A 22,476-nucleotide genomic window follows, 5' to 3' on the forward strand; every position below is an offset into this window, starting at 1 on the left:
ATGCATTGCTTGATTAGCGGTGGCACCGGGCTTATAGGCAGACTCTTTTGTCGACGCTGGCTGGAGCGAGGCAATACTATTACGGTATTAAGCCGACATCCGGACAGGGTTCGAAACTTATGTGGCGAATCAGCCAACGCCTGCCGCGATCCCGCAGAGGTAAACCAGCCCGTAGATGTTATTGTGAACCTTGCCGGGGCCCCCATCTCCCGTCGCTGGACAGAAAAATATCGCACTGAGATTCGCAGTTCACGCCTGGACACAACAGAGAAGCTGGTTCGCTGGACCCTGGGCCAAAGAGACAAGCCATCCTACTTCTTGTCCGGCTCCGCAATCGGCTATTACGGCAATCGCGGAGGGGAGTTACTGAAAGAAGACAGCGCTCCAGGAGGGGGCTTTGCCGCACAGCTGTGTCGGGACTGGGAGGCCGCCACGCTCCCGCTGCAGCACTCTGGCGTTAAGGTAGGCATTATCCGCACAGCTATCGTTCTCTCCATGCGCGGTGGCGCCCTTCCCCAAATGCTGCCACCATTTCGTCTCGGGCTTGGCGGCCCCATGGGCTCGGGCGAGCACTGGATGAGCTGGATTCACGAAGAAGACGAAGTCGGGCTGATATTACACGCCATCGACAATCAACTTTGCCGTCCATTTAACGGAGGTGCACCGGAACCTGTAACCAACAACAGCTTTGCCCGAATCCTGGCCAAAGAGTTGCATCGCCCGGCGTTTTTACGCTTACCGGCCTGGGCTTTAAAGATAGCTTTTGGAGAGATGGCTGATGAATTACTACTAGCCAGTGATAGGGTCGAGCCCTGTACAGCACTGGAAACCGGCTATACCTTCCAATTTCCAACTCTGGAACAGGCCCTCTCAGACCTGCTCAAGGGTAACGGCGCTACCACTAAAGCCAGCGCCTGAACAAATGAATTTAAGCTGCGGCCATATCGCTTTCGAGTGCCTGAGCTAAGTAGCGTCGGCTAGATTCACTGGTCACCAGGTCGCCGTGGCACTCCATTGGCGCAGACCCCACCCATTGGGCATGCCAGCGATACCAATGGGACTCCTCAGCTTTTGAACGCAGCTCGATAAACTCCACTTCGGCGGGAGCAAAACCGAACTCCCGAACTATCTGCCCGGCAAAGGTCTCAAAATTTTTACTGAGTTGGGCGCCGCTATCGCCACCGGCACACAGAAAAACCAGTGTGCGGCCATCTTGCTCAACCCGCTTGAAGCCAATCCAAACAGCCCGGTTTAACCGGTTATGTAACTGTATCGGAGAGAAAGAAAGTGGGATGCCCTTCATCATAAGGTTATCTCGATTATTGTTATGTTTCTTATCCACAGCCGCTACTCCATATAAAAAGGTAATCAATGGGTATGTCCTGTGGCGCCAGTCATCCTAAGCCCGGTACAACTAGCAATCAAGAGCTCTCAAACATTTGGGCTCGACGCCTGATCCCTCAAATCCTGTAGGCCTCTGAGATTACATTTATCAAAAAGTTCCTTATCCATCCTCAACATTTTCTGATGGACGGTAGCGAACTCCACCGATACCAGATCCGTGCCAGTATTTCCCGCCAGTAGACCTGGGTCCTTAGCAGGGAGACAGCATTGGGCAGCCAGCGCCCCACACCTGTTTGAGCGCGGGGCATCAACTCTCCGGCACTCCCAACCGGCAGGGGCTGTACCTCTAAGCCAGCGCGGGAAAAAATTTCCGCTGCGCGAGGCATATGCCACCAGTGAGTGGCCAAAAAAACCGACCTCACGTTAGCACTGTGCAAAATATCAGCACTATTTACTGCATTCTCTGCAGTAGTACGACTGCAATCTTCACGCCAAGTGACCGGAGTGGAAAACTCCTCCTCCAACAACGCAGCCATTAAATCAGACTCTGCCAGCCGCTCTCCGCTGTGAACCCGACCGCCAGAAACCAGAATCGGTAAGTCTTCTGGTGCTTGCTCGACAGCACCGGCAACTCTTTCGAGGCTCGCCGCAGAGAGTCTCTCCCTATTCGAATACCTGTCGCGATAACGCCCTGCACCAAGGATCACAACAGCCTCAGGCCTTATATGGGGTTGATAAGGTACTTTGCCCAATCGATCCCCAAGCCAGGATGAGAATGCCGGAGTCGCCCCTAACCAAAGCACACAAAAGGAAATCACAGCCAAGGGTAGAGAGCATTTCTCAAGCTGGGACCCGGATGAAGAGAATCGCAAAAGGAATGCAACCAACAGCCCCAACAATGGGGCTGCTGGAGGCATCAGAAGCGTGGCCGCCGCCGTATAGAGCCCATTCAATACTCGAGACCACCCTCAATCTGGCGAAAGCATCCATAACCACACCGGTGGCAGGGAGTAATCTGGGTATTTGCCGGCGGCATAGCTCGGTATCCACAGCCCAAACACTGCAACTCCTCATCCGGCCCTACAAACTCGCCGGCCAAAGCCCAGGGCTTGCCCTCTTTGATGCATCGCATTAAGTTTGGCCAGGCGGTTTCTGTGGGGTCCGCCGCATCCAGCAGCCAATCGCCGCTGCGCTCCTCCAGGGTCTTCAATTCCCCACCTAGTCCCCGGATATAGTCAGCAGCCCGATGCAGGTCATCTTTCAGCCAAGCGCGCAAAAATGCCATCTTATTGGCGGTGAGATTCTCAACAGCCAGCTCACCTTCGACCAAATCTTCAAAGTCTTCGCGAAACTCATTAATCAGATCGTCCTTCGGCGGCAACTTTGGTTCCTTCGTCACGGTATCCCTCCTATAATCCCGCGTTTACGCATCGTAAAAGATGCACTGGGAGCGAAACTTGATCGCGATCAATCTTTACCGATTGACAAGCGTTCACATCCCCCAATAAACACTGAACAGTTTCCCGCAAATTTTGATCACAGAGTATAGGTCCCGAATCGATGGAAGAGCAGTACAACCCCTCCGCAGTCGAAGCTTCCGCCCAGGAATTCTGGGAGGCCGAGAAGAGCTTTGAAGTAAAGGAAGACGCCGGCAGGGAAAAGTTCTACTGCCTATCCATGTTCCCCTACCCCAGCGGCAAGCTACACATGGGGCATGTGCGCAATTACACCATTACCGATGTAATTACTCGCTATCAGCGCATGCAGGGCAAAAACGTGTTGCACCCGATGGGCTGGGATGCTTTCGGTCTGCCGGCAGAGAATGCGGCCATCCAGAACAAGACCGCTCCAGCCAAATGGACCTATGCCAATATCGAGTACATGAAAGGCCAGCTCAAGGCCCTGGGTTTTGGCTTTGACTGGTCCCGCGAACTGGCCACCTGCCAGCCCACCTACTACCGCTGGGAACAGTGGTTCTTCACCCGCCTCTACGAAAAAGGCCTGGTCTACAAGAAGAACTCTGCAGTGAACTGGTGCCCCCACGACCAGACCGTACTGGCCAATGAGCAGGTCGAAGATGGCGCCTGCTGGCGCTGTGGCACCACCGTTGAGCGCCGCGAGTTGGCCCAATGGTTTATCAAAATCACCGACTATGCGGAAGAACTCCTCGAAGACCTGGACAAACTGCCCGAGTGGCCCGAGCAGGTGCGCACCATGCAGCGCAACTGGATCGGCAAGAGCCGGGGAGTAGAGCTGAGCTTTGCCCTGCCCAAATCTATTGCGGGCATGGACCACTTCGATGTGTACACCACCCGCCCGGATACACTCATGGGCGTTACCTATGTTTCCCTGGCTGCCGAGCACCCTATCGCCCTGGAGCTTGCCGAGTCCAACCCCGAACTCAAAGCCTTTATCGCCGAGTGCAAAAAGCAGTCCCTGTCCGAAGCCGATATGGCCACGATGGACAAGAAAGGCATGGATACCGGGCTCAAGGCAATTCACCCCATCAGCGGTGAAGAAGTCTCCGTATGGGTGGCCAACTATGTTCTGATGGATTACGGCTCAGGCGCGGTGATGGCAGTACCGGCACACGACCAGCGCGATTGGGAGTTTGCACAAAAATACCAGCTGCCTGTTATCCAGGTTATCGAGGCTGCCGACGGCGAGTCTATCGACCTGGAACAAGAGGCATATACAGAGAAAGGCAAACTGGTGAATTCTGGCAGTTTTGACGGCCTGGATTTTGATGGCGCCTTTACTGCGATCTCCGAAGCGCTGATTGCTGCAGGTAAGGGTCGGGTTAAGACCAACTATCGCCTGCGCGACTGGGGTGTCTCCCGCCAGCGCTACTGGGGTGCGCCCATCCCCATGTTCAACCTGGCCGACGGCGGAGAAATACCAGTACCCGCAGACAAGCTGCCGATCCTGTTGCCGGAAGATGTCGAGCTCGACGGCGTTCAATCACCTATTAAAGCCGACCCCGAATGGCGTAAAGACGAACTCAACGGCACTCCCGTAGAACGTGAAACCGATACCTTCGACACCTTTATGGAGTCCAGCTGGTACTACGCCCGTTATACCTGTCCCGATTTTGAAGAGGGCATGCTGGACCCGGACCGCGCCAACTACTGGCTGCCAGTGGACCAGTATGTCGGCGGTATTGAACATGCCATCTTGCACCTTCTCTACGCGCGCTTCTTCCACAAGCTGATGCGGGATGAGGGCCTGGTCAATAGCGATGAACCCTTCAAGCAGCTGCTGTGTCAGGGCATGGTGTTAGCCGAATCCTTCTACAAGGAAGAACACGGCCACAAGACCTGGATCAACCCCGCCGATGTGGACGTCGAGCGCGATGACAAGGGCAAGCCGACCAAAGCGATTGAGCGAGCCACCGGCGAAGAGATTATTGCCGGCGGCGTGGTAAAGATGTCCAAGTCCAAGAACAATGGCATAGACCCTCACGCTGCGGTTGAGGAGTACGGTGCCGATACCGTTCGCCTGTTCACCATGTTTGCCGCCCCTCCGGAGCAGACTCTGGAGTGGCACGATGCCGGTGTGGAAGGTGCCAGCCGCTTCCTGCGCAAACTCTGGAAGACCGTTCACGCCCATATTGCAGCGGGCTCCAGTGAAGCACAGATCGACCAGCAGTCCCTCAATGACAAGCAACAGCAGCTGCGCCGCAAGACCCACGAGACCATCCAAAAAGTGGGGGATGACTATGGCCGCCGCCAGACCTTTAATACCGCTATCGCAGCAGTAATGGAATTGCTCAATGAAGTCGGCAAGCTGGCAGATCGCAACAGTGATCAAGGACTGGCTGTAGAGAGAGAAGCCCTACAGACCGCCGTCTTGCTGTTGGCTCCGGTTACTCCTCATATCTGTCACCAACTGTGGCAGGTGCTGGGGAATACCAGTGCCCTAATCGATTCTCCTTGGCCAATGGCAGATGAAAAAGCACTGGTGCGCACCTCGATTACTTTGGTCGTCCAGGTCAATGGCAAGGTACGCGCAAAACTGGATGCGCCTGCTGATGCAGACAAAGAGAGCCTGGAAAAACTCGCCCTCGCCGATGAGAACGTTCAGAAATTTATCGGTGAAGCTACGGTGCGCAAAGTAATTGTCGTACCTGGCAAGCTGGTTAATATTGTCGCCAAGTAAAGACCCGCAATATGATGCCGGGAGTTTCACTCCCGGCTCACTTAAGTCAGCTCGCTGTAGCCGACAAGACCATGGCAAGTAGTTTATGAAAACAATCGCAAATCGAGCCTTTATTTTTCTTCTCGCTATCACTATTGCCGGTTGCGGCTGGCATCTAAGAGGCGCCCCTAAGAATTTTCCTCCCGGTAGTACACTCTATATATCCACAGTAGACCCTCGCAGTGATATCGCAGATCAATTAACGCGACTGCTCAATAATGCGGGTGTGCCTATGGCCGAATCTCCTGCAGAAGCTGACTATACACTCATCATTCACCAGGAAACCGAAAGAAAACTAACCGTAGCTGTAGACTCTGAAGGGCGAGCATCTGAATACGAATTAATTACCAGTGCAATCTATAGCGTACGCACAGCTTCAGGCCAAGTCCTCCTAAATAAAGCACAGGCAGACGTTTACCGCACCTTGGAGTGGGATGTCGATGAAATTGTCAGTAAAAGTGAAGAGGAAAATACCTTGCGCGCGGAGATGCAGCGGGAGCTTATTGGGCGCATTATCGACCGCTTACGGCGTATCGATGTGAATGCTTCATTAGAAGAAAAGAGCTACTAGGTTAGTTTTATTAATGCGCGTTAACCCCCATCAATTATCGCAAAATCTAAAAAAGGGCCTATCACCAATTTTTATTATTACTGGTGATGAGCCCTTATTAGTTCAAGAGTGCTGCGATTTAGTGCGCTCAACAGCGAAAAAGCACGGTTTCACCGAGAGAGAACTTATTCACGCAGAACATAATTTTGACTGGAGCACGCTGGTTGCTTCAGCCGGAAATATGTCTCTTTTTGCAGAAAAAAAACTCGTCGAGCTGCGTTTGCCTGGAGGTAAACCTGGGGATAAGGGCAGTAAAGCCCTGCAAGAGTTTGCCTCACTGGCGAGTGAAGATCTTTTGCTTTTACTGGTATTACCGAAACTTGATAGATCGCAGCTCAACAGCAAGTGGGTCAAAGTCCTAGAACAATCGGGAGTATTGGTTCAGGTATGGCCTGTGACGATTCAGGAAATGCCCCGCTGGATCAACCAGCGCCTTGCATCTGCAGGCCTCTCAGCCGAACCAGAAGCAGTACAAATCCTGGCAGAGAGAGTAGAGGGCAACCTGCTTGCCGCAAGCCAGGAGATAGAAAAACTTAAGCTTTCCAGCCCCAGGCAAGAAATCACCCGGGAAATGATGGAGCATAGTGTCACCAGCTCCGCCCGTTACAGTGTTTTTGACCTAATTGACACAGCACTCTCTGGCAACTCAGCCAAAGCAGTCAAAACACTCGACGGATTGAGGGTCGAAGGTATTGAACCACCCATTGTACTTTGGGCAATAGCAAGAGAAATTCGCACTCTTCTCGACATCATGGAAAAACTGGATCAAGGCCAACCTCTAGCGAGATTGGTTCGGCTGCAAAAGCGACAACCATTGGTCCAAGGAGCCCTACACAGACTTAATAGGAAGCAACTAGAAAGCTTATTAATTCGCGCTCGTGCTATAGATGTCTCTATCAAAGGTGGTAGTGGTCAGCAATCCCCATGGACAGGGCTATTAGAGCTGACTCTCAATTTTTGCGGGCAGAGAACCATTTAATCAATCTAATTTTAGAGAAGTCTCTGCAGCTATTTTATACACAAATAAACCGCCCCATAGGGCGGTTTATTCATACCTGAGTCTTTTCAGAATCAGTTCTGAGTGATGGTGGCAACGTTGCTCGCACCAACCTGCTCAATGCTCGCCATATTGTATGCACTGCTCTGGCTAACAGTAGCAACATTCTCATAGCCGCCCTGCCCAACATGAGCGGAATGCTCATAACCAGTTTGAGCCACAGTAATCAGGTTATCGCCACCAAAATCTTGGTGAACTTCTGCCAGGTTCAACTCACCCGCTTGATCAATATCTACAGTATTTGCAACACCAGCACTGTAACCATAGGCGTAGTTGCTGTTGCCTGTCTGATCAATATTTGCCAGGTTAGCATCGCCATACTGACCGAAATCAGCGCTATTCATGTCACCGGTTTGTACAAGGTTAGCGGTGTTATCATTGCCGAATTGAGCCATAGAACCGAAGTTATTGGTCTCATTCTGGGTAATATTGGCAACGTTGTTAACACCGGATTGGTAACCAAAAGCAGCGTTAGCATCACCTTGCTGCAGAATAGTAGCGGTGTTGCTAATGCCGGATTGAGACAAGTCGAGCAGGTTTATATCTCCACTCTGCATCAGATTTGCAGTGTTCTCGGCACCTGACTGATAAACAGTACCTACGTTGAAGTCACCTACTTGACCACCTACAAAACCGTCAAATGAGGAGTACCAGGTGCTGTTCCAAACACCGTTGTTGTCTCCAACCTGGGTGCTGACGAAGTAGTTGCCATCACCTTCCTGTTGCAGAACGCCCATGTTGTCATTGCCGTCCTGATACATATCGGCATAGTTAAAGTTAGAGTCAGTATACTGATCCAAATGGATCAAATTTTCACTACCAAATTGCGTAGCATAAGCACTATTGTAGGATCCTGTAAACTGGTGAATAGTTCCATAGTTACCTTCCCCATCTTGGTAGGTCAAAGCTTCACTGCCCATTTGGGTTGACTGGCTAGTGAAAGCAGCATTGCGATCGCCGAGCTGGGTCTGGTCTATGTAGTTATCATCGGCATAATCCTGAGATGCAGAAGCTAAGTTATCATTGCCCTCTTGCCACTGGTAAGCAGCATTATTGTTAGCCGCATATACCTGGGTAACATCAGCATAGTTATTGTCACCGACCTGCACCTGATCACCGTAGTTATTGTCGGCTAAAGCCTGGCCTGCGCTAGCAATCAGAGCGATAGCAGCAGCAAGTGTAATTTTTTTCATTTATCAATCTCCCTCGGAATAAAATTATAAATACAAGTAAAATAGTGCAATGCCTTAATCGTACTGCACCAGTTGCACCGCATGGTCGTCACCGAACTGCGCGACATAACCAAACAATCCATCACCATTTTGAATAATGTTTGCAGAATTTCCGTAACCAACCTGGCTAATTAAAGCCACATTATCTACGCCACTCTGTATCGCTGTAGCTTGGTTGTAGGCTCCTGACTGCGATATCGCAGCATAATTAGAATCGCCTGTTTGTTGCACCAACGCTGCATTGGAGCCACCCTCCTGGATCAGGACAGCCTGGTTGTAAAGACCAGACTGGGTAACTTCAGCAAGGTTGTAATCACCTACTTGTGAAACCTGGGCCAAATTACCCGTAATTGAATCTTTTCTTAACAAAAGAAGATCCAGAGCACCCTGCCCCGCAGACAATTCATTGTGGTCATCTAAATCAGAAGCCCAGCACACCGAAAGCGGTAAAACCAGAAACAGAAATAAAATTGCCGTTACTCGTTTAGCTGTAGCAATCACCAACCACCTCTCCAATAAGAACGGTTAACAACTATAAGAAACAACATGGACACTATAGGTAAAAAAAATATATCTTAAATCAGAAGAAAGATTATATTTAACAGGAAAGAATAAGAAGAACGTAAAACTTTTGTATTAAGGTGGTGATTCAAATCAAAACACACAAAAAATAAAACAGTTCAATTCCACCAAATTACACACACAAACATGAAAATACATAGATATAATTTAATAAAATTCCATTTCACTAAATTACATATACCTCTAAATCAACATGCCAATAAAATTTAATATCCGCCAAACATTTATAATATTTTTACTGGTGTCGCAGAATATTCACTGAGGACAGACATAGGGTATTGGCTATTATCTTCCAACGCCCACAAATTAGCATTAACCCCCTGGGATATAAGATGAATTACCGCCGACTCTATCGCAGAAAGAACACATAATTGAGCTGGATCGTTAGTTGTCATCCCCGCCTCTATTTCAAGTAAGCGCTTATATTCCACAAAAGTGTAAACATCGCCTTGAACTTGCCTCGACAAAATTTTCTTGCTCGTTAAAACACTACTTAGAACTCGCCCACTTCGGACATCTACTGCACGCAGATTTACAGTAACCTCATCTACACGATATTGTTCAGAAATACCGATACCGAAGTAACGTGCCCCCGCGCCACCTGTTTTAATGTTTGTATCGTAACCGACTATCCCACCCTCTAGCATAATATTGGCTGACATAAGAGAAGGCAGATCGAATACAGGACTGGCAGGATTGTCCTGCTCTTTCAGTGCAGCTCTAATTATTTTCCTTTCGGTTAAGAGGTTTTGTAAACCCTCCCGCTCAAGAGTCACAAACCACCCAGATTCATTCAGAACCTGAACCAGCATAGCTGCAGCCCCTTGAGTCACTGCGGTTGAGAATGAGCTGGAGGGCGCTGGCCGATATTGTCCAGTTTGATCACTAAAACCGTACACTGCTGCAACTATTTTCCCTCTAGGAGCAGGCAAACTGACTAAGTCAGAATAGGTGCTCATTCTATCCGTCAAAGTTGCCTTTTGTTGTCCAGGACCGAACAACGCCTCTTTAACAGAACTACACCCACTAATGCTAAAAATAATAATTAGAATAAATATTCTCGATAACATCGCACCACCCCACAAAACCTAAGCTTGCAAATATAATTTTATTAGTTGCTTGGATTAAGACCTACAACTACAATTTCAGATATCTCACCCGTAACAGCATCGGTAATGGTGATCGTCAATTCACCATCAATATCAACAATATTTACGATATAGTCATCAGTTACCAAAGTACCGTCATTTCCATTTCCCACATCTGTTAGTAGCTGTGAGAGCAGACGAGATTCTAACGTGTCAGTAAATCTATCCAGGGAAGAAGAGTCAGAGTACGGCGAATCCTTAGCATCAGGATCTTTTTTACTGTTCTGTGCACTAGCATTATTCAGTAAATAATTACCATTAAGAGGATTACCCCCAAACGATGGATTCACAGGCGTGTACACGAGTTCTGTTGCAAACACCGAGCCAGAAAATAATAAAAAAGCCGCTGTAAATAAAAATTTCATTATATTTCATCCCCCGCCAAATCAACATTTTGAGATAAAAGATCCTGCAACCTCTGCTGCCTCACATTATTATTTATTTGCGAAGCAGCCTGCTCGACAATTGCGCCGAACTTTCTCCGCCCAGGATAAATGACAGTCTTAAAGACTTGCTTGCTCTCAAAGGTCACCCAAACAACACTGCCCCACCTTGCCGAAGGCCTTTCATGCACGGTCAGGTTATAGTCGAATCCTGTCAAATTAGTTGTTATATAAATTGATAGCGATCTAGCGAACTCATGACCTATACCGCTTACCGTATTATCAATTACCAATCCAGTAAGCAGGGATTCCTCAGCGCTTTGATCACTTGTTTCTTGAGCGTAACTTTTGTGAACGATACACGAAAGCGCAACTGTTAACACAGTTGCGCACAAAAATAGTGATTTCATAATATTACAAGTTTTGACTGGCCCAACTACTTGCTTCTAACCGATTCTTACAGCCGATTTTTCTATAGATCTTGTATAAATGACTTTTAACGGTGTGCTCACTAACACATAATGTTTCGGCTATATTTGCATTGGTATTACAGTCACAGATCAACTGTAAAATTTGCCGTTCTCGCTGTGTGAGATTTGAAGCCTTATCGCACCATTTTTTAGGCTTTCTGTGTTGCCTGAGAAAATCATGGAGAACATCTCTTGGAAACCAATACTCTCCCGAGAATATCCTGCCCAACCTCTCCATAATGACTTTTGCTTCACACTCGGAGGGTATTAACCCCAGAACTTTTTCCCAATGCAGAACAAAATCAATATCGGCCTTTTGATCGACATTGATCAATACTAAGTTAGGAGGTGTGGGTAGGGTGTGTATCTCCCTCAAAAGATGCTCCAGATCTGAGGAGGATACATCGGCACAATCAAGAAGAAGGTATTCGGCCTTAATACCACTTAGGGATGAAAGTGTTGAGCGCTGAAGGATAGCGCAGGTAGTCTTAAACTCATCTTCAATTCGCCCGGCAAATATTGAGGATTGAAGATTGACGCATGCGGTCAAAAAGGCAACCGTAACCCCTGTTTTTTCTGACTTAGGGCTAACAACCTTTAATGGTGCATAATCCTTATGCAAATTCATCTGGGTTCCCCCAATGTGCAGTCCTTTTATATTTCAGCCTGTTACCAGCCTAACTATTTTTTATCAATTTCCCGCGCTCATCTTACGCTGTGAGCTAAATCTATTCGATCAACTCATTAACTGCAACCGGTAGTGATCTAGATATCAAAAATTCAATCTTAAGTGTGCCAACTTGATTCTCTAATACCATTTTGTAATACAAAGGTATCATGGATCAGTAAACTAAAAAGAAAAACAAACATGCTTTGGTATAGATTTTTTATCAGCAATAGAGCTCTATAAATATCATTTTTTTGTACTGATCCACATTATTAACAAATTTATTTTGAACAACTTAAGACAAAAAAAACTTATACGAACAATAAGGCGACAAACTTAATATGGTTCTAGCCTCATCAGAGAAAGACTGACAAAGCGATATTCGATAGCAATAAAATATAAATTTCATCTTATTACTTTTAAGCCATATTTGATCGAGTAAAATCATCTGAAAATTCATAGAACCAAGCCTTGCAAATAAAAACGGCAAAATCATGACTTAGAACTGAACAGCTTAAATAGTAATCAGGAAAAGCTTGTTTTATGCTCATACTCGGCTATGTCTGTAATATTCCCCTAGGGAAATTGGCAAAACCGTACAAGTTAAATTACAGCATCAAATAGAAATCTACATCCTCCAGGGTGAAGTTATGAACAGTGAGATCCACACATCAGATTGCAAAACCAATTATCAGGTTGCCAACCAGCCCTGCCCGCTTTCTGGTCATAACCTCTATATTGCTGATCAGGCGTTAAAGGAAGCCGTACATATAAATGGGGCCCATTGGGCTGAAGATGACCTGGAGCGGTATGGGGAGGTGTGTGGCAGGCCAGAAATGATTGAGCGGGGTTATGCCGCTAATGAATTTAAACCTATCTTCGAAAGTCACGATCGTTCCGGCCACCGCATTGATTTGGTTCGATACCACCCCTCTTATCACCAGCTAATGCAGCTGGCACTTTCAGAAGGTTTACACAGCTCTCCCTGGACCGACCCACGCGCAGGTGCCCACGTGGCCAGAGCTGCAAAAAATTACTTGCACACTCAGCTTGAAGCCGGTCACGGGTGTCCTATCACTATGACCTTCGCCTCAGTGCCCACTATCGAGCTAAACTCTGAAATCGCCATCGAATGGATACCCAAAATAACCAGCCGCACTTACGATGGAAGTAATCGCCCATATTTTGAGAAAAACTCATTGACGATCGGTATGGGCATGACCGAAAAACAAGGGGGCTCAGATGTCAGGGCAAATACCACCGCTGCAATTCCCCTCGCCGATGGAACCTATGAATTATTAGGGCACAAATGGTTTATGTCCGCCCCTATGTGCGATGCCTTTTTAATTCTTGCCCAGGCACCCGGTGGCTTATCCTGCTTCTTGGTTCCAAGATGGAGGCCGGATGGATCGAAGAACCAGCTGGAGATTCAACGCCTGAAGACAAAGTGTGGCAATGTTTCCAATGCTTCTTCAGAAGTTGAGATACGCGGCGCATTGGGCTGGCTAATCGGCGAAGAAGGGCGTGGGGTCAGCGCCATCATCAAGATGGTAGCGATTACGCGGTTTGATTGCATGATGGGCTCATCTGCAGGGCAGCGGCAAGCTGTTATCCAGGCAATTTACAACGCTAGTGAGCGCAAAGCATTTGGCAAAAAGCTGATTGATCAACCACTGATGCAAAATGTACTTGCCGACCTTCAATTGGAGGTGGAAGGCTCAATTGCCTTTACCATGCGCATAGCCAGAGCAATGGATCAAGAGGGCAGCGAACACGAAAAAATGCTACTCAGACTCGGGGCCGCGGTGGGAAAATACTGGATATGCAAACGCAGTCCTCATCACGCCTATGAGGCTATGGAGTGCCTGGGAGGTAATGGAGCTATTGAAAACTTTATTACGGCACGGCTGTACCGAGATGCTCCGATAAATGCAATCTGGGAGGGCTCAGGGAATATTCAAGCGATGGACGTATTACGTGCCATCACTAAAACTCCTGCAGTAATTAGTCACTGGTTTGATGAATTAAACATTAGTCGAGGCATAAACACACAGTTTGATACGGCAGTCGACAAGTTAAGAAACGACCTTTCCGACCTAAATCAATTTGAATACCGTGCACGTCATATTATTGATCAAATGGCCCTGACCATGCAGGCGCACCTTCTGCTACAGGGGAGTAGCCCTTGTGTAACTGATGCCTTTATCAAATCAAGAATAGGGATTAACGGCACACACAATACTGGAAGCCTACCCACCGGGATTGACATCGCCACTATTCTGGAGCGGGGAAACCCTCTTGTAACTTAAGATACGAAAACAGCTACTATCGCGCCTATTTCACGCTGATCGCTACCAGGGTATAAGACTTCCATCCCATGACAGTAATTTCCCGGTGTCTGACCATGCCAGTTGGCTCAAGACATCTACAATACGATTCGCGCTTAATTCAGGGGTGTAGAGTTTATCTGGGGGCAAATTAGACTGAAAAGGTTTGGATAGTGAAGTATCTGTCGTACCTGGGTGAATCGCTACCACACAACTTTCCTCCAGTTTCCGCGCCCACTCAATAGACAGGTTCTTAACCAGCATATTTAATGCGGCCTTACTACACCGGTAGCTGTACCAGCCACCGAGCTGGTTATCCGTGATACTTCCCACCTTTGCCGAAAGCGACGCCCACAACAAAGGGCGTCTGCGCTTCAAGAATCCATCCAGTGCGCGCGCTAAATGTAAATGGGAAAGTACGTTGACCTGAATCGACTGCAATAACCAGTGATCATCACATTGCGATAGGGATTTCTCCGGTCCGTGGAACTCATCATGTAAAATGCCACAGCAGTTGATTACCCAACCTGGAGGCTCAGAGTGTTCGGCCAAAAAATTTTCAACAATATCGATGGACTCGGCTTGCTCTAGACAAACGGATAAATGGTGTCGCTCACCGACATGGCCAGGAATCATATCAACAGTGATTCGGCTCAAGGTCAATAATGTAACTTGAGGGTAGCGCCGAATAATTTCGGCGCCAATGGCCTGCGCTATGCCACCGGAAGCACCGGCTATCAACACAGATTGTGGACTTTCGAGCATACCGGCCTCCATGCCGGATTATGGAGTTTTACTATTTTCCTTTCTTTTTCTCTCCAGAAGACTGCACTTTCTCAGCTTTGCCCTTGGAGACTTCCTTAACAACCCTTAGCATCGGCTCATCAGAGCGGAAAATAAGACCGTGAATTTCTATCGTATTCTGCCCCTGAAGTAGCTGCTGTAAAAACTGTACTATTTGGGCTGAAATTTCCTGTCCCGGCACAAGGACCGGAATACCTGGCGGATAGGGAACAATTTCATCTGCACTGGTCCGACCAACCAGGTCCTCAATAGCTTCTATGCCATTATCCATCAGCGGCAATTCTTCTGCTTCCGAAAAATAAGCATCAGCCGGTAGACATGTAAAACGGGTAAATTCTGGCAAACGCCTCGGCGACCCGATATGAATACGCTTGTGAGTATTTCCTGCCAATTGCTTAAGAGCATGAATCAAGCGAAGTAATTTGCTCTCTGTACTACCGAGGGTTACAAGTACAGTAATGGTATTGTAGGTGGTCTTTTCCACCTGGATGCCATACTGATCAAACAATTTAATCTGCATTTCATTGCCAGAGTAACCACTCTTGGAAATATCAATAGTCACCTTGGTGGGATCAAGGCGAATGTTATCACTGGCAAGTGGATCAGCAATCAAGTCATCACGTGTTAGCGCGCGGAACACACCTGTCTCATTGACGGCATTACGTAAAATTTCCACCATCTTTAGACATTGCTTCAAACGACCATACCCCTCCATCGCCATTTGTTTACGCGCCACATCTAGGCTCGCAATCATTGCGTACTGAGGACTGGTAGAGGCGTGCATATTCAGGTTTTCGCGAAAACGGAATTCATCAAAGTCCGGGTCTTGCACGTGGATCATACTGGCCTGGGAAAAGGCCGACAGCATTTTGTGGGTGCTTTGAGTCACATAATCTGCCCCACACTCCAGTGCTGTAGGCCGCAACTCGGGATGGAAGAAACCGTGGGCAAACCAGGCTTCATCCACCAGCACTTTCACTCCACGCTCATGGGCGTAGTCGATAATTGGCTTAAGGTCGTAACGCAATCCATCATATGTGCAGGAGGTAATTACCAATAGGCGCGCATCACTGTGCTCATCCAGGGCAGCTTCAATATCCGAACGCTTTACCGGCCCGTAAATTCCAAATTCTGGATGCAGTACAGACTTCAGGTAAACCGGCTCACAGCGATTCATCACAATCGCATGGTGAACTGATTTGTGACACGCTTGGTCAACGATAATTTTTCCGCCACCGCCAAGAATTTGCTGAATAACCACTTTATTCGCGGTAGAGGTGCCGTTGGTCAGGAAAAAGGTATGGCGAGCTCCAAAAGCCTGAGCCGCTAGATCCTGCGCCTCCTGAATAACCGAGTGGGGCTCGAGTAAACTATCTAAAACTTGAACAGATACAGACAAGTCTGTATTGAAGATATGTTCACCCATAAAACGATAAAAATCCCCCACCCAGGGACTATTGCGCAAACTGTCACCACCAGAATGGCCAGGTGTATGCCACGCATCCCGAGCTGAGAATACGTATTCTTTCAGGGTGTCGGCAAAAGGAGTCGAAGCTCTTCGAGCAATAAACGCCTGCACCAAGCGGAACATATGGTTGAAATTACCCTCACGGCGGTCGAACAACTCATCGAAGCGGCGACGCAAATTTGCCAGGGATTTTGAACCGGATTTGCCCGGCTTGGAGGTTGTTCCAGCAAAACCACTATGAGCTACGAGGAAGATATTAAGCTGGGAACGCAAAGCGTGAATCCGGTCAGCGAGGTCATCTGCAGCATCCAGCCCCTGCCCGTCACTGCCACCATCGACAATGACCGCTTGCAGGGAATCCTCTTCTTTTGCCAACCTTTCAGCATCTGCGGGCGTTACGGCTTCAAAATGAAGGCCAAAAGGATTGTCGTGTACTGCTGCCGTATTATTGAGAGCGGTAATCCACTCATTGGCCAATTTGCTATCAGAACTGACCAGAGCGACCCGGCACTCTAATTCAAGGCTGTTTTCGTTTAGGTTGCCCAACTCAGGCATCTTCAATTCCAAACCCATAATTCTTATCCATCAGCATAGCTTGCAGGTGAGTACAACTTGCTGTATCAATTATTCAACTATTTGATTTTATTAACTTTTATAAGGCCCCCGCGAGTTGCGGTGGCTCTGGAATTCCAGGGCAATAAACACCAGGGGGCAAATACTAATGTAGGAGGGAGGGGAATTCTGCGACTACATTGCATTTGGCGATTTTCGCCAAATGTACCCAGGCATACCAGATCTATTGCCAAGGAAGATAATAAAGTTAGAACTTTGCGCTACGCACAATACCATTAAACGTGAGGCAATCCTCGACCCTGTGACGTTGTACCTGGGATAATTGGTGAAGCGGAAAGTAAGCCCATTGGGAATGTTCATCAGAGAGAATATAGTCACCCTCTTTAATGAAATGGGCTCGAAAAATAAAAACATGTGAATTAAAAGCGTTGTGGTAGTAGATGCCACTGAGATACTCTATTCTAACTTCTCGTCCAAGTTCCTCATGGCACTCCCGCACCAATGCCTCATGGGCAGTTTCACCCGGGTCTAATGCTCCGCCAGGCAAGCCCCAGCTACGCTCAGCATAAGTCGCTTTCAGCTGCAGTACTTCTCCGCCAGTATTCGTGATTACCGCATGGGCACTCAAGCGGTAACCATCATCAAAGGCCATGAACAAACCCTGATAACAAGTCAGGTTAAGAAGGGAAAAACGAGAGCCTATTCATTGCGAGTACGCCCTCGTCGTTAAGGCTAAAACCCCTGGGCTAATACAAATCCAAATCCTAAAGTTTGCACTGATTCATCATAATCAAGGAGGCTCTCGCCGTAACCATTGAAATAGCGGATATATCCATCGACGCGTTTCCCGAGAGGGAAGCCCCAGGTCAGCTCCACTGCACCACGATTATCTGAGCGCAAATTGTTACGTAACATCAGTGAAACCGTGTGATCTCCATCGCGGTATCGCCCACCTAGTTCAAAATGCCCCAGGTAGTGCTCAATATCCGGATTATCATCATCATCCTTATCTTCAGGGACCCTGTACCAGGGCTTTAGGCTGATTGAATAATTATCCCGCTCAAAAATGAAATTCGCATATATTCTATTCCAGCTGCGGGAATAGGGTTCACTGCGCCCATTTGACTGGTGGTTAATCGCCACCTGATTAGCTACATTATTCCAGCCAAATAGGCTCCAATCATTGAGCCAACTCAGAATCAATTCCGGCTCGTGATTTGTTTCACGAAAGGGAGAGGAGTTATCAGAGTTGTATGCCTGCCAAAAGCTACGATTTGTATAGGCGACACTCAGTACAGAAGCCTGCCCCAAAAAACCCCGCCAAATAGGCACTTGCACAGAGAGCTGGAACTGTACTTCGACGTTATCCAAATCCTCAGCTTTATCTGGTCCTTCAATATCTGCCACCCCTCCCTCTTCAGGGGCTGGGTTGTAGACCATTGGCAGCACGTAGTTAGCTTTATGGGAAGCTAAAGTAAAAGGGTTATTGGCAGCATCCCTGATAGCCTGAGCCCTGCCCCCTAACAATATCTCATCTGTCGGAAGGTCTTCCTCATACTCGTCGACAATAAAGTCCGCTATCACCGGATCCTCTTCAAGAGTCAGTTCAGCTCTAACTCTTTCAGCGCAGATACGTCGGATTTCCCTTATCGTGACATCGGCATCCGAAACAAGAATTTGCTCGTTCAAGCAGCGCTTATGGTGGGTCTGCAGGTTTTCTCCCGCATCCATAGAAAAAGTTGATTCTGGCGCCTCTTCAGCTAAAGCTGTTGGCAACTGTGCAACTAACCCAACAGAAGAAAGTAATGTGAGCCCGGCAAAAACCCTTCTTCGATAGTAGGACAAAACGCTTTCCCCCAGTCATTTATTGCAATCGTGATGCAAGCTTACACTGGAGAGGATTACAAGTCCCACTACATAATTTTGCGATTATCGTGACAAGACAGCCAATCAGGCTAGAGAAGCCCTTATTTCAGCTTAGCTAGAACAAAAACTAAATAATGACAGGTATAGAAACAGCAATCTCCATTTAAGCCTATTTGTGTGACCAATAGTGGTTATAAAGTTTCCTCAAGCTGGGCTAAAGTAGTCCTTTTAAGCTCGACGACCACTCCAAGTCCCTCAGCCGAACCTGCCACAGGCGGCCAGTACTAGATGGCCAATCGTACCCCACTAACAGGCTCCGACTATCTACATAGCAATGGGCATCTCTTTCAGCTTCATCGCCCTGGTAAATGTAAGCAATAATATCAGAACCCAGTTCCTGAGCCTTCTGGCTCGAAACATCCCCCGCCATTGATCTTGCCGTGCGATGGCTCACCCTAGGAGAGAGCAACTTACCCCGCTGAGATGGATCGACAATATCAGGGGACACAACTTCCAGGCCATTTTCATGTTGTACCAACCTCGACAAGACAGGCCCCATAAAAACCCGCATCAGTGGAAACAATAGCCGCTCTTCCCCTTCGATATTGAGTTGCTGAGGGCCATTGGGGCCTGTCCAGCTGGCTTGAATATCATCACCTATCGCAGGACTCTTTCCCTCTTCTGGAATTAACTTGTAGTGGGCGCTAACCTCATCAACTTCATCTCGCCAATGCACAACACACTCACTCACTAGCCCCCCTTCCAAAAGAGCAAATACTTCGATACCAAACCCCTGGTCCCCGACTAAGCGCCGACTGACAAGCGAGCGTCGCCCCTGCTCATCATTCCCTAACTGCCAACTATCTTGCACAGGCATTTCCCTGCCATCACAACTGTAGTGATAGCGACCCTGAGCCAAAGTTGAATTTAAACGCATCGCAGGTTCCCTCCTTGCTCGCTGTACATCAGACCGGCGGTCCAGTACCCAAAAAGTATTGCACATGGAGGGAGGCTAACCTCGTTTTTTACGCCTCCTTTAGCCAAACACTATGGAGACAGTGACTAACACAAGGATTTAAAAATAAGGGAAAACTATGAAACAGCTGAAATACCTCCAAAGTGAATGACTTAACCTGAAGTAGTTGAAGAATTTTCCAGCTGGATGCACCAAAAGAGTGAACGTTTTATATAAAGCTCTAGTGAGGTTTATTTAAGGTATCCCCAAAATAGGCTCATCAAAAATTCCAGGTAACTCCTGACCTAGAACCAACTATCAATCATTGGAAAACCTATATCTTCAAAAGTACTTAAAGCCTCTTCTTTTATTCTCATTCACCCAAAAGAAACTTAAACTATTTAAGCGAAATAACGTCAAGCTGACGCAATAAACATCAAATAATTTTTCCCACGTCACATAAGCATAAAACTCCAGCTATCAGCACAGGATTTCCGGGGGAATGAGCCAAATATATTTGGTAGCCTTTAATTCTTGAGCATGACCAAAGAGTAAACCCTCTAATTTTATCATTAGCCATATCACTCATCGAAACCAGTAACTTGCAGGTACAACAAAATGAATGGCTTTCATGGCGAGTAAAAGTCGGCGCAACGGCATGTCAGAAATTTGTTTGAATAGAGGATCGCTAATTTAACTACTAATTCTCTTAGAAGAGCTACGGAGACAATATCTTTAGGTATCCATGATGTTACTGGAATACAACCATTAGATCCCTATAAATGTCGCTTTCTCCTACCAGCTTTCACGCACTAGCGTCACCGAAGTCAAGAAATATGATGTTGGTATTTAGGAATCTTAAAACACCCAAAACCCCAAGAAACATTCCCTTCCATAAAGCTTCTGTGTATCTACTACCACCGTTTGTATGGACATTATTTTTAATATTATCAATCAGTAAAGTCTCAGGGCTACAGACCCAATCTATGGAACTAATAATTGGGGTACATCGCACTTCAGCAGCTACCAATAAAATATCTAACAGTATTGGTCAGCCGTAGCTTTCAGATCACAGCCACGGCTTATCGGAAGATAGCTCCATACAATGACTACAAATTTGAAAAGGTGAACATTAAAGATATCGCTGCCAAAATTCGGCTTGACCGAACTCCTCATCCATGGCGTACGGTTTAAACCCAGTCTTACGGTAAGCAGCCTGCGCAGTGTAATTTTTTTGTAGAACTTCCAAGGTTAACTTACAACATCCCCTATCTTTTGCTTCTTTCTCAAGAAAACCCAGCATAGCCGTACAAACGCCCAAACCTCGTGCAGATTCACTAACAACAACATCGTGAATATTAATAAGAGGTTTACATAAAAAAGTGGAAAAACCAGTAAAGCAATTAATAAGACCAACAGCTCCACCATCTCGATATGCTAAAATACTAAAAGCTCCAGGAAATTCATTTAGTGCCGACACCAACCCTGTTCGACAATGATCAGAAAGAGCTTCACCACCACCAAATGGATGAAGTGCATACTCTTCCATTAAAGCAATTATGCTTTTTGCATCATGCAAGTCATCATAATTCGCCAAACTAATTTTTAAATCAATACCTACATTACAACCTGACAACACCATATGATTCTCTTTTTACTTTTCCATTAGCTCAACGGTTTTATTGAATGTAATTTAATAACCACTTATACAGCCAACTTATCCACCACACTTATAGATCACTGATAAAGCGTGGACAACAGAGGGTACAATATCGGATTTACTCCGTAACTTCAGCACCCTTCTTTTCCGGTACTGCCTCGATATTGGCTTTTTCATCCATTGGAAAATGCTGTAAATAGCTACGCAAACGCGTCCGTCTTGCAAGCAATTGACGCACTCTCAAGCGATGCCGCCCCACTGAATTCGAGTGCCTGGAAACCCTCTGCCGCCTTCTGGGAATGGCGCTTTTCTTTCTTCCCATGATCTTAGATTCCTTTTTAGACCAGGTTTTAGGCAATAGTCATCTTTTTAGATTAGACCAGATACACTTGGCGCGCACGAACAAAGTCGCTATCCTGCTGACTAATTGTCCAAACGGTCACATCAGGATAGATTCATTGCACCCGCTTAATCATTTAATAGAGAACAACCAACATTGGTCAGAGGCAACTCGCGAAGATAAGCCTGACTTTTTTCTTAAACTGTCTGAGCAGCAGAGCCCTGAATATCTCTGGATTGGCTGCGCTGATAGTCGCGTTCCCGCGAATGAAATTGTCGGCCTATTACCCGGGGAGCTTTTTGTCCACAGAAATGTTGCCAATGTAGTAGTCCACTCAGACCTGAACTGCCTTTCAGTACTGCAGTACGCTGTAGAAATCCTAAAAGTAAAACATATTATTGTCTGTGGTCATTACGGCTGCGGCGGTGTCCAGGCTGCACTTAATAACGAGCAGCTTGGCCTGATCGATAACTGGCTGAGACACATTCAGGATGTCAGGGATAAGCATCACACCTTGATAGATCTTTTCCAGCAACAGCAACGCACAGACTTACTGTGCGAACTCAATGTTCTGGAACAGGTAATACACGTTTGCCAGACCACCATTGTCCGCGATGCCTGGCGTCGGGGCCAGGAACTGACCGTCAATGGGTGGGTATATGGACTCAAGGATGGCCTGGTGCACGATTTGGGTATTTCAATCAAGCACCCGGGGGAAATTGCTGATATTTATCAAAGTGCTCTCAGCAAAATCGCCCAACGCAGCACGGAATAATACCGCCCAACCACAACT

Annotated in this window: 22 protein-coding genes; 6 read left to right on the plus strand and 16 right to left on the minus strand. The window is 47.3% G+C overall.

Annotation, left to right across the window (positions count from 1 at the left end; translation table 11 throughout):
• Complete coding sequence (locus ACJJII_RS01430) at window positions 1-918, plus strand: TIGR01777 family oxidoreductase (protein ID WP_444918054.1); 918 nt, start codon at window positions 1-3, stop codon at window positions 916-918.
• A gap of 10 nt (window positions 919-928) precedes the next feature.
• On the opposite strand, the gene ACJJII_RS01435 is transcribed toward ACJJII_RS01430, so the two are convergent.
• From ACJJII_RS01435 to ACJJII_RS01445, 3 genes are all read right to left on the minus strand, one after another.
• Window positions 929-1,342 carry a hypothetical protein gene (locus tag ACJJII_RS01435; RefSeq protein ID WP_413663111.1) on the minus strand — a complete coding sequence of 138 codons (414 nt, stop codon included), beginning with the start codon at window positions 1,340-1,342 and terminating at the stop codon, window positions 929-931.
• 172 nt (window positions 1,343-1,514) lie between these two features.
• Complete coding sequence (locus tag ACJJII_RS01440; protein ID WP_282931508.1) at window positions 1,515-2,096, minus strand: YdcF family protein; 582 nt, start codon at window positions 2,094-2,096, stop codon at window positions 1,515-1,517.
• Between the two features lie 197 nt (window positions 2,097-2,293).
• On the minus strand, window positions 2,294-2,743 hold the full coding sequence (locus ACJJII_RS01445; RefSeq protein WP_108734284.1) for a zinc ribbon-containing protein: 450 nt from the start codon (window positions 2,741-2,743) through the stop codon (window positions 2,294-2,296).
• 161 nt (window positions 2,744-2,904) lie between these two features.
• Between ACJJII_RS01445 and leuS the strand changes: the two genes are divergently transcribed.
• The 3 genes from leuS (at window position 2,905) to holA (ending at window position 7,130) form a co-directional block, all read left to right on the plus strand.
• A complete protein-coding gene (gene leuS / locus ACJJII_RS01450) occupies window positions 2,905-5,502 on the plus strand; it encodes a leucine--tRNA ligase (protein ID WP_444918055.1) in 2,598 nt (865 codons plus the stop codon).
• 85 nt (window positions 5,503-5,587) lie between these two features.
• Window positions 5,588-6,112: an LPS-assembly lipoprotein LptE gene (locus ACJJII_RS01455; RefSeq protein WP_444907431.1), complete on the plus strand. Its 525-nt coding sequence runs from the start codon at window positions 5,588-5,590 to the stop codon at window positions 6,110-6,112.
• A 13-nt stretch (window positions 6,113-6,125) separates the two neighbouring features.
• The gene (gene holA / locus ACJJII_RS01460) at window positions 6,126-7,130 is read left to right on the plus strand and encodes a DNA polymerase III subunit delta (protein WP_444918056.1); all 1,005 of its coding nucleotides are present in this window, start codon (window positions 6,126-6,128) and stop codon (window positions 7,128-7,130) included.
• 92 nt (window positions 7,131-7,222) lie between these two features.
• Here holA and ACJJII_RS01465 read toward each other — a convergent pair whose 3' ends face one another.
• From ACJJII_RS01465 to ACJJII_RS01490, 6 genes are all read right to left on the minus strand, one after another.
• Window positions 7,223-8,401, minus strand: coding sequence for a hypothetical protein (locus tag ACJJII_RS01465; RefSeq protein ID WP_444918057.1), 1,179 nt, complete (start codon window positions 8,399-8,401; stop codon window positions 7,223-7,225).
• A gap of 54 nt (window positions 8,402-8,455) precedes the next feature.
• On the minus strand, window positions 8,456-8,941 hold the full coding sequence (locus ACJJII_RS01470) for a hypothetical protein (protein ID WP_444918058.1): 486 nt from the start codon (window positions 8,939-8,941) through the stop codon (window positions 8,456-8,458).
• A 305-nt stretch (window positions 8,942-9,246) separates the two neighbouring features.
• Complete coding sequence (locus ACJJII_RS01475; protein ID WP_444918059.1) at window positions 9,247-10,092, minus strand: CsgG/HfaB family protein; 846 nt, start codon at window positions 10,090-10,092, stop codon at window positions 9,247-9,249.
• 41 nt (window positions 10,093-10,133) lie between these two features.
• Window positions 10,134-10,535, minus strand: a complete 402-nt coding sequence (locus ACJJII_RS01480; RefSeq protein WP_444918060.1) for a curli assembly protein CsgF — start codon at window positions 10,533-10,535, stop codon at window positions 10,134-10,136.
• Window positions 10,535-10,963 (minus strand): CsgE family curli-type amyloid fiber assembly protein, encoded by a 429-nt coding sequence (locus tag ACJJII_RS01485; RefSeq protein ID WP_444918061.1) that lies wholly within the window; start codon window positions 10,961-10,963, stop codon window positions 10,535-10,537. The genes ACJJII_RS01480 and ACJJII_RS01485 overlap by 1 nt, the downstream gene beginning before the upstream one ends.
• Before the next feature lie 4 nt (window positions 10,964-10,967).
• Window positions 10,968-11,651, minus strand: coding sequence for a helix-turn-helix transcriptional regulator (locus ACJJII_RS01490; RefSeq protein ID WP_444918062.1), 684 nt, complete (start codon window positions 11,649-11,651; stop codon window positions 10,968-10,970).
• A gap of 689 nt (window positions 11,652-12,340) precedes the next feature.
• On the opposite strand from ACJJII_RS01490, the gene ACJJII_RS01495 reads away from it, so the two are divergent.
• Complete coding sequence (locus ACJJII_RS01495) at window positions 12,341-13,999, plus strand: acyl-CoA dehydrogenase family protein (RefSeq protein WP_444918063.1); 1,659 nt, start codon at window positions 12,341-12,343, stop codon at window positions 13,997-13,999.
• Between the two features lie 42 nt (window positions 14,000-14,041).
• On the opposite strand, the gene ACJJII_RS01500 is transcribed toward ACJJII_RS01495, so the two are convergent.
• The 7 genes from ACJJII_RS01500 to ACJJII_RS01530 all read right to left on the minus strand — a co-directional run bounded on the left by ACJJII_RS01500 (window position 14,042) and on the right by ACJJII_RS01530 (window position 21,665).
• Entirely contained in the window at window positions 14,042-14,782 is a 741-nt protein-coding gene (locus tag ACJJII_RS01500; protein ID WP_444918064.1) for an SDR family NAD(P)-dependent oxidoreductase, read from the minus strand.
• A gap of 31 nt (window positions 14,783-14,813) precedes the next feature.
• Window positions 14,814-16,862: an aminotransferase class I/II-fold pyridoxal phosphate-dependent enzyme gene (locus ACJJII_RS01505; protein ID WP_444918065.1), complete on the minus strand. Its 2,049-nt coding sequence runs from the start codon at window positions 16,860-16,862 to the stop codon at window positions 14,814-14,816.
• Between the two features lie 247 nt (window positions 16,863-17,109).
• Window positions 17,110-17,514 (minus strand): NUDIX hydrolase, encoded by a 405-nt coding sequence (locus ACJJII_RS01510; RefSeq protein WP_444918066.1) that lies wholly within the window; start codon window positions 17,512-17,514, stop codon window positions 17,110-17,112.
• Window positions 17,515-17,594: 80 nt separating this feature from the next.
• Window positions 17,595-18,707 carry a phospholipase A gene (locus ACJJII_RS01515; RefSeq protein ID WP_444918067.1) on the minus strand — a complete coding sequence of 371 codons (1,113 nt, stop codon included), beginning with the start codon at window positions 18,705-18,707 and terminating at the stop codon, window positions 17,595-17,597.
• Window positions 18,708-18,942: 235 nt separating this feature from the next.
• Window positions 18,943-19,665, minus strand: coding sequence for a hypothetical protein (locus ACJJII_RS01520; RefSeq protein WP_413663126.1), 723 nt, complete (start codon window positions 19,663-19,665; stop codon window positions 18,943-18,945).
• 1,150 nt (window positions 19,666-20,815) lie between these two features.
• A complete protein-coding gene (locus tag ACJJII_RS01525; protein ID WP_444918068.1) occupies window positions 20,816-21,325 on the minus strand; it encodes a GNAT family N-acetyltransferase in 510 nt (169 codons plus the stop codon).
• A gap of 136 nt (window positions 21,326-21,461) precedes the next feature.
• Window positions 21,462-21,665 carry a hypothetical protein gene (locus ACJJII_RS01530; protein ID WP_413663128.1) on the minus strand — a complete coding sequence of 68 codons (204 nt, stop codon included), beginning with the start codon at window positions 21,663-21,665 and terminating at the stop codon, window positions 21,462-21,464.
• Between the two features lie 136 nt (window positions 21,666-21,801).
• On the opposite strand from ACJJII_RS01530, the gene can reads away from it, so the two are divergent.
• Window positions 21,802-22,458 (plus strand): carbonate dehydratase, encoded by a 657-nt coding sequence (can, locus tag ACJJII_RS01535; protein ID WP_413663129.1) that lies wholly within the window; start codon window positions 21,802-21,804, stop codon window positions 22,456-22,458.
• Window positions 22,459-22,476 lie beyond the last annotated feature (18 nt).

Source organism: Microbulbifer maximicatervae (SeqCode), from assembly GCF_052467825.1.

Coding starts and splice junctions, on each gene's coding strand:
- ACJJII_RS01520 (WP_413663126.1), bottom strand. CDS start 19,665: ATGCGTTTAAATTCAACTTTGGCTCAGGGTCGCTATCACTACAGTTGT.
- ACJJII_RS01465 (WP_444918057.1), bottom strand. CDS start 8,401: ATGAAAAAAATTACACTTGCTGCTGCTATCGCTCTGATTGCTAGCGCA.
- ACJJII_RS01490 (WP_444918062.1), bottom strand. CDS start 11,651: ATGAATTTGCATAAGGATTATGCACCATTAAAGGTTGTTAGCCCTAAG.
- leuS (WP_444918055.1), top strand. CDS start 2,905: ATGGAAGAGCAGTACAACCCCTCCGCAGTCGAAGCTTCCGCCCAGGAA.
- ACJJII_RS01480 (WP_444918060.1), bottom strand. CDS start 10,535: ATGAAATTTTTATTTACAGCGGCTTTTTTATTATTTTCTGGCTCGGTG.
- ACJJII_RS01500 (WP_444918064.1), bottom strand. CDS start 14,782: ATGCTCGAAAGTCCACAATCTGTGTTGATAGCCGGTGCTTCCGGTGGC.
- ACJJII_RS01485 (WP_444918061.1), bottom strand. CDS start 10,963: ATGAAATCACTATTTTTGTGCGCAACTGTGTTAACAGTTGCGCTTTCG.
- ACJJII_RS01455 (WP_444907431.1), top strand. CDS start 5,588: ATGAAAACAATCGCAAATCGAGCCTTTATTTTTCTTCTCGCTATCACT.
- holA (WP_444918056.1), top strand. CDS start 6,126: ATGCGCGTTAACCCCCATCAATTATCGCAAAATCTAAAAAAGGGCCTA.
- ACJJII_RS01525 (WP_444918068.1), bottom strand. CDS start 21,325: ATGGTGTTGTCAGGTTGTAATGTAGGTATTGATTTAAAAATTAGTTTG.
- ACJJII_RS01430 (WP_444918054.1), top strand. CDS start 1: ATGCATTGCTTGATTAGCGGTGGCACCGGGCTTATAGGCAGACTCTTT.
- ACJJII_RS01505 (WP_444918065.1), bottom strand. CDS start 16,862: ATGGGTTTGGAATTGAAGATGCCTGAGTTGGGCAACCTAAACGAAAAC.
- ACJJII_RS01495 (WP_444918063.1), top strand. CDS start 12,341: ATGAACAGTGAGATCCACACATCAGATTGCAAAACCAATTATCAGGTT.
- ACJJII_RS01530 (WP_413663128.1), bottom strand. CDS start 21,665: ATGGGAAGAAAGAAAAGCGCCATTCCCAGAAGGCGGCAGAGGGTTTCC.
- ACJJII_RS01510 (WP_444918066.1), bottom strand. CDS start 17,514: ATGGCCTTTGATGATGGTTACCGCTTGAGTGCCCATGCGGTAATCACG.
- ACJJII_RS01475 (WP_444918059.1), bottom strand. CDS start 10,092: ATGTTATCGAGAATATTTATTCTAATTATTATTTTTAGCATTAGTGGG.